The 18,870-nt window shown below is 62.9% G+C and carries 10 protein-coding genes; 5 read left to right on the top strand and 5 right to left on the bottom strand.

Annotation, left to right across the window (positions count from 1 at the left end; all coding sequences use genetic code 11):
* The first annotated feature begins 67 nt into the window (after nucleotides 1-67).
* The 3 genes from IPV69_RS16945 (at nucleotide 68) to IPV69_RS16935 (ending at nucleotide 6,395) form a co-directional block, all read left to right on the top strand.
* The gene (locus IPV69_RS16945; protein WP_206290876.1) at nucleotides 68-1,609 is read left to right on the top strand and encodes a tetratricopeptide repeat protein; all 1,542 of its coding nucleotides are present in this window, start codon (nucleotides 68-70) and stop codon (nucleotides 1,607-1,609) included.
* 47 nt (nucleotides 1,610-1,656) lie between these two features.
* Nucleotides 1,657-5,664 (top strand): RHS repeat domain-containing protein, encoded by a 4,008-nt coding sequence (locus tag IPV69_RS16940; RefSeq protein ID WP_206290870.1) that lies wholly within the window; start codon nucleotides 1,657-1,659, stop codon nucleotides 5,662-5,664.
* A 146-nt stretch (nucleotides 5,665-5,810) separates the two neighbouring features.
* Nucleotides 5,811-6,395, top strand: coding sequence for a hypothetical protein (locus tag IPV69_RS16935; RefSeq protein ID WP_206290863.1), 585 nt, complete (start codon nucleotides 5,811-5,813; stop codon nucleotides 6,393-6,395).
* Here the strand turns inward: IPV69_RS16935 and IPV69_RS16930 are convergent.
* The 3 genes from IPV69_RS16930 to IPV69_RS16920 form a co-directional block, all read right to left on the bottom strand.
* The gene (locus IPV69_RS16930) at nucleotides 6,389-7,228 is read right to left on the bottom strand and encodes a GNAT family protein (protein WP_206290862.1); all 840 of its coding nucleotides are present in this window, start codon (nucleotides 7,226-7,228) and stop codon (nucleotides 6,389-6,391) included. The genes IPV69_RS16935 and IPV69_RS16930 overlap by 7 nt on opposite strands.
* A 10-nt stretch (nucleotides 7,229-7,238) precedes the next feature.
* Nucleotides 7,239-9,923: a DNA gyrase subunit B gene (locus IPV69_RS16925; RefSeq protein ID WP_206290861.1), complete on the bottom strand. Its 2,685-nt coding sequence runs from the start codon at nucleotides 9,921-9,923 to the stop codon at nucleotides 7,239-7,241.
* 148 nt (nucleotides 9,924-10,071) lie between these two features.
* On the bottom strand, nucleotides 10,072-10,395 hold the full coding sequence (locus IPV69_RS16920; protein ID WP_206290859.1) for an ArsR/SmtB family transcription factor: 324 nt from the start codon (nucleotides 10,393-10,395) through the stop codon (nucleotides 10,072-10,074).
* 181 nt (nucleotides 10,396-10,576) lie between these two features.
* Here IPV69_RS16920 and IPV69_RS16915 point away from each other — a divergent pair, with 181 nt between their 5' ends.
* Nucleotides 10,577-11,743, top strand: coding sequence for a prenyltransferase/squalene oxidase repeat-containing protein (locus IPV69_RS16915; RefSeq protein WP_206290857.1), 1,167 nt, complete (start codon nucleotides 10,577-10,579; stop codon nucleotides 11,741-11,743).
* A 96-nt stretch (nucleotides 11,744-11,839) separates the two neighbouring features.
* Here IPV69_RS16915 and IPV69_RS16910 read toward each other — a convergent pair whose 3' ends face one another.
* Nucleotides 11,840-12,295 (bottom strand): hypothetical protein, encoded by a 456-nt coding sequence (locus IPV69_RS16910; RefSeq protein ID WP_206290855.1) that lies wholly within the window; start codon nucleotides 12,293-12,295, stop codon nucleotides 11,840-11,842.
* A gap of 385 nt (nucleotides 12,296-12,680) precedes the next feature.
* Entirely contained in the window at nucleotides 12,681-17,771 is a 5,091-nt protein-coding gene (locus IPV69_RS16905; protein ID WP_206290853.1) for a LamG-like jellyroll fold domain-containing protein, read from the bottom strand.
* Nucleotides 17,772-18,144: 373 nt separating this feature from the next.
* Here IPV69_RS16905 and IPV69_RS16900 point away from each other — a divergent pair, with 373 nt between their 5' ends.
* Nucleotides 18,145-18,870 (top strand): hypothetical protein, encoded by a 726-nt coding sequence (locus IPV69_RS16900; RefSeq protein ID WP_206290851.1) that lies wholly within the window; start codon nucleotides 18,145-18,147, stop codon nucleotides 18,868-18,870.

Here is an 18,870-nt window from a genome sequence, read left to right as displayed (position 1 = left end):
CACATCCGCGCATCCTGAAGTTGAGCTTCCGTGTCGATCGGACCTCCCGGCGAAACACGCAGGATCGGTGGCGCCAACGGTCCAGGATGCCGAGGCCCTGCTGCGGTCGGGCGAGCTTGCAAAGGCGTTCGCCTGCTTCGAAGAAATCATCGCCTCTCACCCGGACGATGAGACCGTGCGATCCGCATTCGGTATCGCGCTGGCCGGCAACGGCCGGGTGCAGGAGGCACTGGAGCAGTTCCGAAGGGCGGAGCTGATTGCTCCCGGCGCGGCGCAATCGCGGAATGTCGGCGTCGCCTTGATGACGCTGGGAGACGCGGAACAGGCAATCGAGGCGTTTCGGCGTGCGATCGAAGCAGATGCACACTACCCGGATGCCCATCGCCTTCTTGCCGAAGCACTTGGTGCCATGGGCCGGACCGGCGATTCGGATACGGCTTTCCATAATTGGCTCCGCCTGCAACCCGATCAGCCGGCCGCGATGCTGGACTACGCGAGACACCTTCGCACCGACGGACGATTTGCCGAGTCCGCTGTTTTTCTGGAGCAGGTGATCCGTTCGTCCTCCGGGTCATCGCTCGCAGAATTACATCGCGAACTTGGCCTGGCCCGACTTCAGGGAGGAGATCTGGCCGGTGCCGGGGAGGCCTTGGAACAGGCCTTGTCGGCGGATCCGGGCGACGTGCACAGCCATGCCTATCTCGCAGTCGTACACGAACGACAGGGCCACCGGGCGGAAGCCATCATGCAGTATGAACAGGCCCTCTTGCTTCACCGCTCCAGACCGCGGCGCTGGCCGGATGGGGTTCCGCGGGAGGTCGCGAGACTGGGTTTGCTTTACGAAGCAGCAGCACACAAACGAAAAGCGATGCAGGATGACCGGGTCCTTCCAATCCCCGGGAATGGAAAGCTGCTGACTGTCCTCGTGGGTTGCTACGGGTCGTACCCCGAGTATTCCATCCGATGTCTCAGGAGTGTTCTGGACGCCATTACACGGTCGGCCGATTGTGATCTGCTGATCGGACTGAATGCCTGTGGCGAAGAGACGATCAGGGCGGCCGATGATGCCGTCCGCTGCGGAGCGGCAACGGGACTGGTGCGTTCGACGAGAAACCTGAACAAGGATCCGATGATGCGGCTCCTCCTGGAGCAGGTGCAGACGCCCTACGTGCTCTGGCTGGACGACGATTCGCACTTCACCGACCCCAACTGGTCGCAGGAGTTGAACCGCTTTATCCGTGGTGAACACCCTTTTGATGTCGCCGGGCAGCGGGCTCGCTGGGGTCCGCGCAGGTTTCAAGACCCGTCTTACATGACTTACATCGGCGAGCGGCCGTGGTGGAAATCGAACGGCCACCTGCCGGCCGACCTGTGGGAATGGTGCCCGTTCGCCGTCGGCGGGCTATTCGTGGCCCGCACGAACTACCTCCGCATTCATGATTACCCCGACCGCGGAATGACCAAGGCGCTGGACGACGTCGTCCTCGGGGAACTTCTGCTGCAACGTGGCGGTCGGCTCGTGGACTTGCCCCCATCTCTTCTGTCGATCGCCCGCATCAGCGATGGACACCGTCGGGGCGAGAACTTCGATCTGCCTCCATCGGTCTGACCTGTGCTCTCGTAACCTCGATCGATCCATCTTCAGGGAGAACACCCATGTCCAACATGATTCGCGTCCGCAAAGGCTCTGGTTCGGTCGTCTCCTACAGCACGCCCGATGGGAACGGATATTACGCACCCGACGACCAGGATCGCCATTCCCTTCGTGACCTGGGGGGATCGCATTGGGTGGAACTGCAGCCGGACGGCTTCGAACTCCACTACGAGTCGCCGGCAGTCGGGGGATTGAGCCTGCCGGTGTCCGGCATCGGCTGTACAAACAACCTTCAGGGCCGTGGCTACTCCACGCCGTTCGTGGGACCGCCGGTGGGCCTCGCTGCGGCCGACGGTCTGAAGTCTGATCAAACGGGGCAGCCTTCGATCTGCGGCATCGATCAGGAGTTCTGGCACGGACTGGACGTGCCGCCGAGCGGTGTTTATGCCGGGACCACCGGAGCCGAGCCGTCGCTGGCAGTCGTTGGAACTCCCAACGTGCTGGATCATGCGCTCCGCCTGGCGACAAACGCGACGCTGCCGTTCAATCTTCCGTCATCGGCAACAGGCGGCGACGGCGGCATCGCCGGGCTGACATTCGGCCTGCACCTGGGCAGCGGCAACCTGCTGGTCACTTTCAGTCTGCCCGATGCCGGGCCGGCCGACCCGCCCGTCCGCTTCTTCTACAACAGCCTGGACGCCGCCCAGCATGAGTTCGGATATGGGTGGTCGTGCCTGTGGAAGCAGTGGATCGAAGATGTCGATCCCACGAGTGCGGGCGGTACCTTCACTCTTTCGAAAGTGGTCGGTCCCACGGGAACCTCGTGGACGATCAGCCGCGCCAGCGACGGTCGCGTTCAACAGATCACCGATCCTTTCAACCGCGCCACCACCTTCGGTTACGCATCCGGGCTCCTCACCGCTGTCACCGACACCGCGTCGCGCACCAGCGGCTTTCAGATGGACGCGGCCGGAAACCTGACGCAGGTTTCCGCAGGCGGTGTAGCGGACATCTTGTTCCGCTACGACGCCCAACGCCTGCTGACGGCGGTTGCCAGCGCCGGAGGATCTACCACGACCCTCACCTACGACGGCTCGCGCAGGCTGACTTCGCTGGTCACCCCGACCGGCGGACAAACCCAGATCGCCTACACGAGTGCGACCGCGCGGACGGTCACCGATCCCCGAGGCGGGATGTGGACGATCGCCACCGACGGCAACCTGAACACCACCCGGGTTGTAACGCCTGCGGGCCAGACGTTGCTCTACACCTGGTCGGGCACCACACAGCGGCTGGAAAGTGTTCAAGACGGCCGGGGAAGCATCACGTCGCTCAGCTACGATCTGATGGACGATCAGTCCCGTCGGCTCGCCGCGATCACCGGGCCGATCAGTTCGTTCACGTTTGCCTACGACACTGCGACGGGAGATCTGACTGGCCTTACCAACGAGGCGGGCTGGTCGTCGGCCCTCGGTTGGTCGTCCCGCTTACGGACGACTTTCACCGACGCTGCCGGAGCCACCACTACCTACGCCTACAACGCACAGGGCCAGCAGACGTCGCTGACCGAGCCAGCCGGCAACCATTGGACGCGCGGCTATGACACGGTCGGCCGACTGACCTCCGCGATCGATCCCCTCCTCAGTAGCGTCACCTATGCGTATGACGGGCGAAGTCGGGTCTCGCTGGTTACCGACGAAGACGGTTACACCACCCGCTTCGACAGCGATGCACTCGGGCGCGTTACAAGTGCGGTGGATCCGTACTCGTTTACCTCGGTGACGGGATACGACGCGAATGGACGGACAACCCGCAGTATCGACACGCTCGGCAACACCAGTGTTTTGGCTTACGACGCCGCCGGTCGGCTCACCAAGAGCGTCGATCCGCTAGCGCATACCACGACATTCGCCTACGACGCTTCGTCGAACCGGACCATGATCGTGAACGCTCGGGGATACACGTCTACAACGGCATTCGACGGGGTGAATCGACCGACGTTGACGATCGACCCGCCGGGCACGACGCGAGCCTTCAGCTACGACCCATCCGGCAATCGGACCCGGGAGATTGACCCGGCCGGAAACACCTGGCTTAGCGCATACGACGCCCAGAACCGATTGACACGCACGACCGATCCGTTGGGTAACCAGCAACAGTTTCAGTACAACGAATCGGGCCAGCAGACCACGGTGGTGAATCAGGATGGTAGCCAGACCAGCTATGGCTATGACCGCCGGGGTCGGCAAACGCAGTTCACCGATGAGCAGGGGTACACAACGACCAACGCATTCGACCCCAACGACCGCAACACGCGGGTCGTCAAGCCCGAGGGAATCACCCAAACGCAGCAGTACGATCCACGCAGCCGGGTGACCACGACCAGCGGCCCGGGCGGCACTTCAGAATCTCGATACGATCGGCGGGGAAACAAGACGCTGGCGATCGACGCCAACGGCGTCTCCACGCAGTGGCACTACGACGGTTGGCGCCTGGTCACCAAGACGACCCGGGGCGACGGCAGTACCACGCAGTGGGCCTATGACCCGGCCAGGCGAGCCACGCGCGTGACCGACGGCCTGGGGAACTCGTCCCAATCCTTCTACGACGCGGGCAACCGCCGAACCAGCGCACTCGACGCCGACGGCAACACCCGCGCCTGGGCCTACGACGCCTGGGGCAACCTGACCGGCCAGCAGAACGCCCGCCCGGCGACGGCAGTGTTCTCGTACGACGAAGGGAACCGCCGGACGGCGGAGGCATGGTCCGACGGCGTAACCATCACCATGGGTTACGATTCAATGTCCCGCCGAACCCGCCTTGTCGATATCGGGGGCACCAGCACCACGGCTTACGATCCCCGCAGTTTGCCCACCATCCGAACCGACGCGCGCAAGCCTGGGCTCACGTCCACATCGGCGTATGACCATCGCGGGCTCCGCACGTCCATGACTGCGTTCGACGACGGAACGTTCCACTACTCTTATGACACCCGTCAATTGCTGACGGAGGTCGTTGACCCCAACGGCAACACCAGCACCTTCAGCTATGACGGACTGCACCGCGTGACCGACCAGACCCTGGGAACCGGCGCACGCACCACCCGCGCTTATGACGGCTACGACCTGACCGCGGTCGGGCACTATGACTCGGGCAGCACGCTCTTGAACGCAATTGAGGCCGCCTACGACCATACTGGTCACCGAACGATACAAACGGAGACCGACGGCACAACCACCCTTTGGAGCTACGATCTGGCTGACCGTCTTGCCGGCGAGCGCCGAACCAAAGGCGGGGTCCCGGTTTTTAACGTGACCTATTCCTACGACCTCACCGGCCGCCGTTCCCGCATGGACGACAGCGGACAGGCAACGACTTACACCTATTCGCCCGGCGGCCGACTGACACAATCGATCGGCCCGGCCGGTACCACCACCTATACTTATGATGCAGCCGGCAACCGGACGACAAAAGTCGCGGGTTCGGACGTTGCTGTGTACGTCTTCGACGCGCGAAACGCCTTGGGGCAGGTCCAGACGCCGCTCGGCAGTGTCTACTACGTATACAATGGCGACGGCCAGGTGGCCGACCGAGCTTCGCTGGCGGGCGTGTCAAGGTTCTTCGTTTACGACGGCGACCGTCTGCTGGCCCGCACCGATGACGTGAACACGACCGATGTGCTCTATACGCACCGGTCAGGGCTTGGCGGCGAATCACTGGTGTCACAGTGGGTCGTCGGTAGTGGGTTGAACGATCTGCTTCTGGACCCCGAGCAGTCCACGAACCTTGTCGCCGATGTGTCGAATCCGCCGGCCGGCCCCTACCGTTACCGCGCCTTCGGCCTGAACCCCGCCGGCACACAGGCTGGCGGAGCCAACGGCGCCGGCGCATCCATCAGCGCACTGACCGACTTCGGCTTCATCGGCGGCAAACAGGGATGGCTCGATAGCGAGACGGAACTCTACTTGTTCGATGTCGGCACGATCGGGGGAGGCCAATGGTTTGACCCGTTCACGGGTCAGTACCTCTCATCGTTCGGTCAGAATGAGAGATCGGCCGATGTCCCTTAGCAAACGAGGTGGGCAGGATGCCAGTGGATCGTCAGCAATCTAGCGAACGCGGTCACTGCTGGACATGCGACTACCCACTTCATGGGTTAGAGTCGCGCATTTGTCCGGAATGCGGGAGACCGTTCGATCCTGACATTCGGCGATCGATGAACATGAAGCTGCTTCCCATGGCAGCCCGCCACGTGTTGCATCCTATGGGTAAGCTTTGGTGGTGTGGCGTTGCTTTCGCGGCAGGGTCCACGGTGTGGGCGGGACGAGTCTCCGGCATCGACGGAGGTGCGTGCCTTTACGCAGCAGCAGCATGGCTCGTTGTATTCGGTTCCTGGTACGGACGGGTCAAGTTACGTCAGTATGTGCGCTGGCGCTATTGGAAAGAAGCGAACATGGTGCAACCAACCACCGAGCGATGCTGGATTGCCTTTCCGTTACTTGCGGTATTGGCCGCACTCGTGCTCTCGGGAACCGTGTGGAGACTGTTCTTCATTGCGCATCTGCAGTCCTTCGAAGGCCTCGCCGCCAGAATGATGAGCAAACCAGACGGTACTGCGATCCGCTTGGGACGAATTGGCCTCTATTCAGACTGCGAGGCCGCCAGGGACGGGAATCGGGTTCAGATCTCGCATTTTTGGAACGGCCCAGAAGCAGCTGGCGTCTACTACGCGCCGGACGTTAAGTCCGCTCCCGAATCGGCTCGGCATCTATGGGGACCCTGGTATGAATGGAGCTACTGATTCGGCTGAGTAAATCGCTCGGACTGTATTGGACTGTCATCCGTTGCTCTCAAATGGCAATTAAAGTTGCTCGCTTGCCAATCACACGGCCAGGTATAACTTACGCGATCAAAGCCGAGGCCAGCGAGAATCGGCCTGCTCGTGGGGAGTGCATCGACGATGAGATACCGGGCTCCGGAAGCCGCCGCGTCGATGGCACGGGCGGCGACCATCGCGCGGTACACGCCTTTGCCGCGGTAGGCAGCCAGCGTTCCGCCGCCATAAAGCCCGCCAAATGCGCTCCTGGGGTTGGTGTAGAGCCGGCCGACGCCAACGGGCGTTTGGTCCGCGGTGTAAGCGACATAGCCCCGGTGCTCGAACGAACCGGAATCGATCGCGTCGAGAAGCTGCCTGGTTGTAAACGCGTAGTCCTTGTCGAAGACCGCCTCGGCGACCCGTCGGAATTGAGCGACCTGCGCCGGGTTATCCGCCCGGACCACCCTGATGCCGCCAGGGGCCGGCGGCAAGCCCGCGGAAAGGTCGTACACCATCACCGCTTCGCAAGGCCCCACCTCGAATCCGCGACGGGACAGCCTCTCGACCATGTCGCGCGGCGCGTCATGGCCGTAGACCTTCCATTCGAATGACACCCCGAGCCGGCGATGGTGCTCCACCTCCGCCTCGATCGCCGCGTCGGCATCCTGTTCCGTCAGCGATGACCAACTGACCGCGTGCCAGGACCGATCCTCGCCGCGAACGCGCACCACGGTCCGCGTCGCCTCCAGGACTTCTCCGCGGCGGACGAGGGTTCGGCGTTCGAGATCAAGGGCAGACAGAATCTCGGCATGGTCCATCGGCACGTTCTCAAACGTCCAGGTTCTTCACTTCCAGGGCGTGATCTTCGATGAACTGCCGGCGGCGCTCTACGTCTTCGCCCATCAGCACGCTGAAGAGCCGTTCGGCCTCGGCGGCTTCCTGAAGAGTCACGCGTAGGAGCGTCCGCACGGACGGGTCGAGCGTGGTCTCCCAGAGCTGCTCGCTGTTCATTTCGCCCAGACCCTTGAACCGCTTGATCTCCAGTCCGCCACCCTTTTTGACCAGCCGATGGATCTCGGGAACGATCTGCCCGACACCGGCCACCTCGTGAGTGACGCCGTCGGTCACCAGGGCGTGCTTCGTGCGGAGCTTTTCGCCGCTGACCGACTCTTCCTGTGTCAGGAAGTAGTCGTCGATGCTGAGTCCGAACTCGTCGAGCTGGCGGAACAGCCGTTCCAGGTCCTTCACCTCGTGAAGTTCCTGATTTTTCTGGAGCCGGCGGAGGTGAAGCTCGCGGGCGTCGGGCTTGCCGTTGCGGGCCGGTCCCTTCTTTGCCTGCTCGTCCGGCGCTGCTTCAGGTGTCGCATCGGCCGGCTCGGCCGGGACGGCATCCGGCGTGAACTTTTCGGCGAGCATGAATGCATCACGCTCGTCGGCGGTGTGAAAGAATCGATCGATCCCGTCCACGACCAGGCGATACAGCGGCAGCTTCCCGTCGCGACGCAGGCCGAGGAAGTCGGCAAAATCGATCCCACGCCGCTGGATGACGCGGATCAGTTCATCGACGCGATTCAGCATCTCGACGAGCTTGCGCAACTCCGCCCCTTCGATCGTCCGCAGATCCACGCCCGCCCCGCCGGCGGCGTCGGGGTCGCGAACGACCAGGCTCGTCCCTTCCAGCCCCATATCCGTCAGCGTCTGTTTCATCACGCGGTCATTCAGCACGTACTCGTGCTTCTTGCGGCGCGTCACCTGGTACAGCGGCGGCTGTGCGACGTAGATACGACCGGCGCGGATCAGTTCCGGCATGTGGCGGAAGAAGAACGTCAGCAGCAGCGTGCGAATGTGCGAACCGTCCACGTCGGCGTCGGTCATGATGACGATCTTGCCGTAGCGCCGCTTGGCCAGGTCGAAGTCTTCGCGAATGCCACAGCCGAGTGCCGAGATAATGGTGCGAATCTCCTCGTGCCCCAGCATCTTCACCAGCGTCGCCTTTTCGACGTTCAGCAACTTGCCGCGGAGCGCCAGAATTGCCTGCACGTTGCTATCGCGCCCCTGCTTGGCGCTGCCACCGGCCGAATCACCTTCGACCAGGAACAGTTCGGTCAGTTCGTTGCTCTTGCTGCGACAGTCAGACAGCTTGCCCGGCAGGCTGCTGCCTTCGAGGCCGCCCTTGCGACGGGTCAGCTCTCGGGCCTTGCGCGCGGCCTCGCGGGCCTCGGCGGCGACGAGACCCTTCTCAATCATCGCCTTGGCTTCCTTGGGGTGTTCTTCCAAATACGCCCCGAGCCGCTCGTTCATCGCCTGCTGCACGAACGACTCAATCTCCACGTTCAGCAGCTTGTCCTTCGTCTGGCTTTCGAAGGTCGGTTCCGGCAGCTTCACGCTGATGACAGCGACCAGGCCTTCGCGCAAATCATCGCCACTCGGGCGGACATCGCCTTTGAGCAGTTTCTCGCGTTCGGCATACCGGTTGATCGTGCTTGTCAGGGCGGTTTTGAATCCCTGCAGGTGCGTGCCGCCGTCGTGGTTGTTGATGTTGTTGGCGAACGCCAGGATCGTTTCGCTATAGCCGTCGTTGTATTGCATCGCAATATCGACGACGAGCCGCTGCGTCGGCTCTTCCTTGTGGAACGACATGATGTCGTGCAGAACGTTCTTGCCTTCGTTCACGTGCTTGACGTATTCGACCAGGCCGTCCTGATACAGGAACACGTCGCGCCGGCCGACCCGCTCGTCCTCGAAAATGATCTCCACGCCGCTGTTGAGATACGCCAGCTCGCGCAGGCGGTTGGCGAGAGTCTCGTAGATGAAATTGATGTCGGTAAACAGTGTGTCGTCTGGCTTGAAGGTGACCTTCGTGCCGGTCTTGGTCGAAGCACCGATGACGCGGAGATCGCTGCTCTTGCGGCCGCGCTCGAACTCCATGTGGTAGATCTTGCCGTTCTTGCTGACTTCCACTTCGAGCCATTCGGAAACGAAGTTCACGACCGAAGCGCCCACGCCGTGCAGACCGCCTGACGTCTTGTAGGCCGACTCATCATCGTGTTCGAATTTGCCGCCGGTGCCGAGGGAATCGAACACCATTTCGACGGCGGGCCGGCCGGTGTCGGGGTGGGAATCGACGGGAATGCCGCGGCCGTCGTCGGTCACCGTGCAGGAGCCATCGACATTGATCTGCACCAGTACGTTCTTGGCGTAGCCGGCGAGGGCTTCGTCCACGGAGTTGTCGACGATTTCGTAGACCAGGTGATGCAGCCCGCGCGCGTTGTAACCGCCGATGTACATGCCCGGGCGTTTGCGAACGTGCTCGACGTCGTCGAGGGATTGGATCTTGGAAGCGCCGTACTTGTCAGGCGACTCGGACGACGGAGTAGACGATTCTGCCATTTTAGAAGACTCCTGGATCAGGCCGGTGACGGCCATGTCACCGCGGTTCGGCGGGCCGGACAGTCCCTCGAAAACGCGAGCCGGGACACCCGAATGGCGGGCATCGGCGCGCGTCGTAATCATCGATCAGAAAGGCTCGATGGAAGGGCTGAAATCGGTACGCCGGACAAGCCGTTGATTATCGCCAAAAGTGACCGATTTGGCCACTGTCCGCGACGCGAATTCCGGCTTCGGAAAAGGGTGTGATCGACGACCGGAAGTGCCCGCCATTTCAGTCGTTGAACGACAGCACGCAGCACCCCAGATCGATCGATTCCCCGTTGCGTGCGACGACCGATGGCGCCAGGCGATAAAGCACCGATTTGCCGTCACGCTCGGCCTCCACGAGGCCGGCTTCACGCAGGGTTTGCAGGTGATGGGAAAGCAGGCTCTGCTCGACGTCCAGTAGCTTCTGTATCGAGCCCACATGCTTGGGCCCGGCAATCAGCGCCTCGAGCACGGCGAGGCGCGTCGGGTCGGCCAGCACACGCAGCTTTGCGGCGCAACCGTTCGAAGCGATCTTCAGGGGTTGTGTTTTGCCAGCCATCTGCGGCATGATCATAACCGCTTCGGCCGATTCAGATAGCTGCGGGCGTTACCCTTTTCGGGCCGGGTGCCAGCCTGGGCAAAAATTTCCCGCAGAGACGCGGCTCCGGTGTCAGGCATAGGCTTGATATTCGGAACTCCGGCGATTGACGGCCGGGCTTTCTCATAAACTGCTCTCCTTGGAGTCCAACATGATTCACTCGACGCGCTGGGCCACGCTGTTCGTCGTGGCAGCTTCACTGATCTCGCTGCCGGCTTTCGGTGCCGATGATCCCACCGCCAAAGCCCAGGACCTTGTGGACAAAGGCCTGACCTTCCTCAAGGCGCAACAGAAGCCCGACGGCGGCTGGCAGACGGGCGAAGAGCCGCCGGCCATCTCGGCCATCATCCTCAAGGCGTTCGTGCAGTCACCGAAGTTCGACAGCAAGACCGACTTCGTCGCCAAGGGGTACCAAAAACTGCTGAGCTATCAGCTCGACAACGGCGGGGTCTACAAGGACCTGCTGGCCAACTACAACACGGCGATCGCCGTCAGTTCGCTGGCGGCGGCCGATGACCCGGCGCTCAAGCCCGCATTGGACAAGGCCGTCGCGTATCTGAAGGGGTTGCAGTTCACCGAAAGCTCACCGCCGGGCCCTAAAGGCGAAAAGGTGGCCGACAAGTCGAGCACATGGTACGGCGGAGCCGGCTACGGCCGTCACGGCAGGCCCGACGGTTCCAACACCCAGGTGATGCTCGATGCGCTCAAGGACGCCGGGCTGAAGGAAAGCGACCCGTCCTTTCAGGCCGCGCTGGTGTTCATCACCCGCATGCAGAACCGCAGTGAGAGCAACGACCAGAAGTGGGCCGGCGAGGACGGCGGCTTCACCTACACCCCGGCCAACAACGGCGAATCGATGGCCGGTGAGTACACCGGACCCGACGGCAAGCGCCTGCTCCGCAGCTACGGCTCCATGACCTATGCCGGACTCAAGAGCATGCTTTACGCCGGCCTGACCAAGGACGACCCCCGCGTCAAAGCCGCGTGGGATTGGATCACCAAGAACTGGACGCTCGAGGAAAACCCCGGCATGAAGCTCAACAAGCCGGAAGCCGCCCGCAACGGGCTCTACTACTACTACCACACGCTCGCCCGCGCCCTCAACGCGTACAACGAGCCCGTCCTGACCGATTCCAAGGGAGACAAGCACGACTGGCGCCTTGAGCTGATCCAGAAGCTCACCAGTGTTCAAAAGTCGGATGGAAGCTGGGAAGGCGACAAGCGCTGGATGGAAGAAAAGCCCCTGCTCGCGACGGCTTATGCCGTGCTGGCGCTGCAGGAAGTGATCGCAGATTTGAAGGAGCATCCCGCGAAGTAGTGCTTCGCTGCGACGTAAAAGGACCGAGGCTGAGGGCCACTTGTGGACGCTCAGCCTCGGTCTTTCTTTTTGGAGATCCAAAGTTTCGCTCGTCAATCAGGCCCGCTTCTGAGTCAGCAGCGCCAGCAGCCGCTGTTCTTCATCCACCGCTTCGGTGTATTCCGCGATGTCGTCAGCGTCATCCATTCCGGTGTACATCGACATTTCATGGGTCGGGAGACGTTCGCCCGATGCGATCATGCCGCCGGTCGGCCGGGCGAGACGGGCGAGCGGGTCAATGTTCCTGACCGGCTTATAGCCCCACTTCCGGAACAGCGCTACGACGATCACTGCCTGGACGCCGATCGCCCCGAGCGCGATCAGTGCAGTCTTTTGCGTCTTCCAGTCGAGGGTCGTGACGGGCTCCAGAAGCTGGTTGTACATCCACTGCACGTGCTGAAGCTCGTAAGCCGTCATGAAACCCGCCGCATGAAAGAAGTGCGAGGCGAGGTAGAACGCCACAAGCGATCCGAGCAGAGCCGAAAGGAACTTGACAGTGGTTTGAAACAGCATGGTGGTTTCTCGTCGAACTGCCTCGGTCGCATCTCCCGGGCAGACAGGAGCCGCGACGGCACGAATGCCGACAACGAATCACACCATGGCAGGACGGTGTGATCACTCCGCGGATGCGACAAAGCACGCCCTTGCGCTGTCGCGGAGCATTCCCGAGTTGTTGAAGTCAGGTCAGTGGAAGGCGCCCGGCGTTACGATTCGACCGAGCGTTGTGCAAGAACAATACACCAGAATTTCAGGTCAGGCATTCGAAGCCAGCGAAATGTCATTCGCGGACGTCTCACGCTTGGGCGGCCGATAATGTGCCGCCTGGTGCAACAAAAACGGGGGCGAATCAGGCCTCTGATTCGCCCCCGTCTGCCAGTGATGATGTTATTGGGCCGCATCAGGCGCCCGGATTCCCCTGCACGTCGATCACTTCCTGGGCCGTCAAAACGCGGTTGTAAATCCGCACGTCATCGAGCGAGCCCTGGAGGTAGGCGGCCGGGCCATTGGTGTTCTCCACGCGGCCGATCGAGGCGAACGGCGTCGACTTGACGCCCGTGCCGCCCAACGCCGACCCTTCCAGCACGCCATCGACATACACCTGCAGCACACCTGTCGCCGCGTCGCGCGTGAACGCCAGGTGATGCCACTGGCCGTCATTGACGGCGGTGGTGCTGGTGGCGGCAGGGTCGTCGCCGGCCTTGACGCTGATACGGCCCTGGGCGTCGAGGATGCCCCAGAAGATGTCGTTGTTGTCCCAGTACTTCTCGACACCAGTGATTCCGGGCGCGGTCCAGAACGTGCCGCTGCCAATCTGGGTGGTCTTAATCCAGGTCGTCAGCGTGGCCGTCCCGCCGAGCGCGGCCGCGAGGCCACCCGACGTCGCGACGTAGTCATTGACGCCGTCCAGCGTGATCGCCGCTCCGGCCTGGCCGGTAGTCCAGCCGGGGCCATTGGTGAGTGCGCCGGTGTTGCCACCGACGGTGTCGGCGGTGCTCAGACCGGTGTTTTCGTCGAGCTTCCAACGGTTCGTCAGCCCGGCGGTTACATTCCCGCCCGGGGGCGGCGGCGGCGGAGGGGGTGGCGGTGGGGGCGGCGGCGGAACGGGCGGCGTGTCGCCCGGGTTCGCCTTCACCGCAACCACTTCAGCCGCGGTCAACACCCGGCTGTAAACACGCACATCGTCCACCGACCCTTGCAGATGATTCGCCGGCCCGTTGGTGTTTTCGATCCGACCGATCGACGCGAACGGCGTCGATTTCAGCCCGATCCCACCGACAGCCGACCCTTGAAGCACGCCATCGACGTAGACCTGAAGTGCACCGGTGCCCACATTGCGGGTGAACGCCAAATGGTGCCAGACTCCGTCGTTGACGGCGGTGGTGCTGGTGGCGGCGGCGTCGTCGCCGGCTTTGACGCCGATTCGGCCCTGGGTGTCGAGGATGCCCCAGAAGATGTCGTTGTTGCCCCAATACTGTTCGACGCCGATGAGTCCCGGCGCTTCCCAGAATGCGGCACTGCCGACCTGCGTTGTCTTGACCCACGCCGTGACGGTGGCCGAGCCGCCGAGCGTACCGGCGAGGCTCGACGTCGTGGCGACGTAGTCATTGACGCCGTCGAGGCTTAACCCGGCTCCCGCCACGCCGCTGGCCCAGCTCGCGCCGCCGGTCAGGGTGCCGTTGTTCGGGCCGACCGCGTCGTCGGCGAGCGTGCCGGTGTTTTCGTCGAAGGTCCAGCGGTTGACCAGGCCGGCCGTGACGTCGCCGACCGCCGCGCTCACGGTGACGTTTGCGATGCCGCTCTTTCCGGGAGCGCTGGCACGAACCGTAGCCACGCCCGAGCCGCCGGCCGGCGCGGTGTAGAGGCCAGTCGCCGAGATAACGCCGACTGAACCGGCATCCAGGGCCCACGCGAAGGCCGGTTGGGTCGTCATCGCAACGCCGAACTGATCGCGGGCCAACGCGACAAATTGCTGTGCCTGGCCGGCCGCGAGTGCGACGGTGCCCGGCGTCAGGATGACGTCTGTCAGGACCTGCGCAACGTTGACCGTTACGTCGCTCGCAACGAACTTGCCGAGCAAGTCGGTCGCGGTCACCCGCAACACGTAGCTGCCGGCTTTGGTGAACGTGGCAGCGGAGGACTTGGAAGCGTAACTATTGTTCGGGGCGAATGTGACCGGGGCCGGGCCCGATACCAGGGACCAGAGGTACTTCAGGTTCGCCTCGCCGCCATCGTCATCGGCACTGACCAGCAGGTTGGCGGACTTGCCGTCAGAAGCAAGATTGGCCGCGGCGGGCGTGAGAATGACGGGGATCGCGTTGGCCAGCGACGTCACCGCGACATTATCGAAAATCGCGGTGTTGAGTGAGTTGATATCGTGCGAGCAGACGGCCAGTCCGATTTCGACCGGCCCTGCCATCACCACGGTCGTCTGCGAGACCTGAATCCAAGCGACACCGTCGACCGAGTGATACGCCGTGAAGACATCGCCGATGCGCGTGAGCTTGAGCCATCGTGGCGTACTGATGTTGGTGAAGGCCTGTGTAGCGGTGGCAGCACCGGCCGACGGGCGGACGTGGAACTCGCCCCAGTTCGAAGGGCCTTCGACGTCGATCTGAACGTTGGCAGCATCCGCGGCCAAGCTCTGACGGATTTGCAGGCCGGCCTTGGCGTTGTTGTCGGTGTTCTGGAGGCTCCGCAGCCGCGCGACGATCTGCACATCGCCGGAAACCTGCTGGCTCACGAAATGGAACGAGTCGGCGGTGCCCCAGATGTCGGCACCGGCTCCCTCGACCGTAAAGGTTGATGTCGTGATGTCGTACGTGCTGCTGCCGGCCGTGCCAACCGCGCCGACGTCGCGCGACTGCCAGGGTGCCGGAACCATTGCCGCACCGGCGAAAATGGCGTTGAAGGTGCCGCCATTGGCGCCGGTGATGATGTTGTGCGTCGACGTCCCGCCGTCTGACCAGCTCACGAAGTTGTAGATCACGCCGTTCACGATCTGCGGCGAGGCGGCGATGATCGCATTCTCCGAGCCGATGATGGAGGTCCGGGCGAACGGCGCAGTCACCTGTTCGCCGTTGAGGCTGATCTTTGCGCCCGGGACGTTCGACGTGAAGGTCAGCGTCGTCGTTTTGGGCTGCAGAACCAGGGTCTGCGTCGTGCTGAGACCCCCGGCGTCGGTCGCGACCAGCCGAAGTTCAAGGCTCGACGGATATTCGTGGTCGGGCGCGACGAAGGAACCGCCGGCGACGCCGACATACTCCTGCACCAGGTGTTCGTGATAAGTGCCCGGGTTGATCAGGCTTTCATGTCGCAGCACGAGTTGCCACGTCAGCGCCGAGGCCGGGAGCGTGCCTTGCTGAAGGTCGGTCGCGGAGCCGGCGAAGGTGATGGTATCGCCCACCTTCCAGGTCAGTGAGGTGGTCGGCGTGGTGATGGTGGGCACCGGAGCCGAGTTGCCGGCGCTGATCGTGATCTGGGTGGTGCTGCTCACGCCACGGATATCCGTGACCTGAAGTTTAACGACATAGTTTCCCGTCGCGGTGTAGGTGTAGCTCGGATTCACGGCCGCCGAATCGCCGAAGGTGCCGTCGCCGTTCAAATCCCAGCTGTAGGACAGGGAGTCGCCGGGGTCGGGATCGGAGCTGGAAGCGGCGCTGAAGTTGACTGTCAGCGGAGCCGGGCCGTTGGTGACATTGCTGGTGATGACGGCGGTCGGCGGGCGATTGGTCGAGTTGTAGCTATAGCGCAGGATCCTGTTGTTCAGATCGATGACGAAGATGTCGCCGCCGGGGCCGGCGATGATCTGCACAGGACCCACGCCGCCGACTTTGAATGTCTGTCGGGTGCTGATGTCGGGCAGCCCGTTAAGCCCCGGGTACATGACATACATCGAGTTGCGGGCGTAGTCGGCAAAGAAAAGGGCGCCCTTGTACGGCGTCGGGTAGCTCGTCCCGTCGTAGAACGCGACGCCGGAAATGCTCGAGCCGCCGGTCGGCTCGGTCGATCCGGCGACGACCTTTTCGCTGTGCTGATACGCGAAGTACGGCGTTACGACCGCGGTCGCTCCCTGGTCGTAGAGCGACTCGAGCAGCGGCAGGTTCAGCGAGTCGAACCCCGACATGCGGTTCGGGCCTTCGTACGCCGGCCAACCGTAGTTGGCGACGGCCGTTGCCGAGACCGGGATCCGGTTGATCTCTTCCCAGGTGCCCGCGCCGACATCACCGGCCCAGATTTCGTTGGTGCCGGGACGGAACGTAATGCGGAACGGATTGCGGAAGCCATAGGCGACGATGCGCTTGGCGTTGGCGTCGTTGCCGGTGGCGAACAGCGGGTTGTCGGGCAGCGCGGCCCCGGTGTCGGGGTTAATGCGAATGATCGACCCGTCGAGCGTGGTGGGGTCGCCGGGCGACCGAAGATCTTGCGAGCGGACGGCGCCACCTTCGTTGACCGGATCGTTGAAGGGGTTACCGGTCTGGCCGTAGTCGGGGTAATTGAAACTCGCGCCGTCGCCGGCCGAGGCATACAACGCGCCGTCGGCACCAAAGACGAGTGAACCGATCGAGTGGCTGGGGAACTGCTGAGCCCAGTCGTTGATCAGCACCAGCTCCGAACCGGCGACCATTGTGTTGCCACTGATGGTGATGCGGCTGAGGCGGCCGGAGACCTTGGCTCCCTGGCCCGTGGCGTCGGGACCGGGATCGGAGGTAACTCCGGGCGAACCGAATTTCGGTGCGGTGCCGCCGATGTCGGCATCAAAGGTGTAAAGCAGATAAATGTAGGGCGTCGCCGGGAAGTTCGGATGCAGTGCCATGCCAAGCAGGCCGCGGTCCCAGAAATTGTGAACCTGCGTCCGCAGATCGGCGACCGTGGTGGGCGTGGTGTCGTTCAGGTTGTCAAACACCTTGACCAGACCCGACCGCTCGGCGACGAAAACCCTGCCGTCGCTGGCGAACTGCATCGCCACCGGACCGGAAAGGCCGCCGAGTACCTGCGTTTCGGTGAACTGGGCCGAGCCGGTGGTGAACCCAAACCTGACGTCCTCGTCCAGGCCGTTGCCGGCGACGTCCTTCACGCTGCTGGCCCCGCCCTTGAGAATGGCGGTGAAGTAACCGTTGGTGGTGGCAATGTTGCTGACCGGGTCGAGCACGATCGTCTTGGTGCCCGACAGGTAGCGCGTCGCGGGGACGACGTTGTTGTTCTCGTCGCGCAGCTCGAAGTTGGTGGCGTTCAGCGTCGCGGCGTTCACATCCGTCGAAAACGTGATCGTGACGCTCGAGGCCACAGCGACTTTCTGCTGGCCGTTGTACGGAAACGTCGTCGTCGGCGTGAGGTGGGGGCCGGCGTGCAGGAACACTCGCGATTCGAGTGATTCCACGGCATGCCGCGCCGCACGCGTCACTCGGAGGGAAAGGCTCGACTTGCCCTTGCTCAGGGCGTCAGGACGGCGCGACCGGCGAAAACCGGCCAAGGCAGAAAGACCCCACATGTCTGATGTTCCTTTCCGAACCGGCGGGTGCCTCGAACAGCTTCGTGCGTGTCGCACGTCCTGTAACTGTTGCGGAGCGTTACCTTCTTGCCGTGAGGGAAGATGACAATGTCATGTACCCCGCGACCCCGGCGCGGTCCACGAATTCCCGGCCTTTAGGCGGCCCGAGGGCCCGGTGCCGGCACAAGATGGGCGATGCTTGATGCCAAAGATGCCTGTCACGATTGTGCCGTACATCCGGAATCAGCCGCGGGGGAACCCCCGACCCCGTTTGCCAGCCCCCTTCACAGGGTGTAAACCATTGGTGTTCTTGGCCTTTGAAGACCGATAATCGCACAGTCGGCTGTCAATCCCGATTCAACCAAGGCTCCAGATGCCCCCCACTCCCGTCGAACCCCTCGAGAGCCGAACGCTGTTTGCCGCAGGCCCCCTGCTCACGAGCGCCATCTTCGTCGGCGATTACAACGCAATTACGGCGGTCGTGATCGGTTTCGATCGGGCGTTGGACCCCACCACCGCACAGGACCTCAAGAACTACAAGCTCTTCGGCACCCGGAACAACCATCGCGTGGACGACCTTCGGTTCGCCGCCGCCAGCTACAACGCGACCGACTTCACCGTCACGCTGACTCGCACCGACCTGTTCTCGCTCCGCTTCTTCCGTCATATGCGAATCGAGATATCCGGCAACAAGACCGGCGATGTAGCTGACGTATCGGGAAATCTGGTGGACGGCAATCGCGACGGCACTTCGGGCGGCAACGTGCGCTTCACGCTCGACGTGCGTCGCCGTCGCGGCTTGGCCTACAAAGACGACGACGGAGACCGCGTGAAGCTCAAGGCACGCGGTGCAGAAGGCCGCCGGCCTCTTTATTCGCTTTCGTACAAGGGCACCATTCACCAGCTCTGGCTCGACGGCACCAACAACACGCTCCTCGGCACAATCAAGGCGACAAAGAAGTCCGATGGCATCGTGCACATCGGACGAGTCGTTCTGGTTCACCCATCGAACGTCAACGCGCTGCCTGCGGAGTTCGTCGTCGGCCAGACCGTCTCCGACGGACAGGCCCCGGTCGACCCGCTGATTCGCACCTTCTGA

The sequence above is a fragment of the Humisphaera borealis genome, from assembly GCF_015169395.1.
GTDB classification, from domain to species: Bacteria; Planctomycetota; Phycisphaerae; order Tepidisphaerales; family Tepidisphaeraceae; genus Humisphaera; species Humisphaera borealis.
Note: the sequence above shows the minus strand (reverse complement) of the source record. Positions and strands in the feature narration are given on the sequence as shown.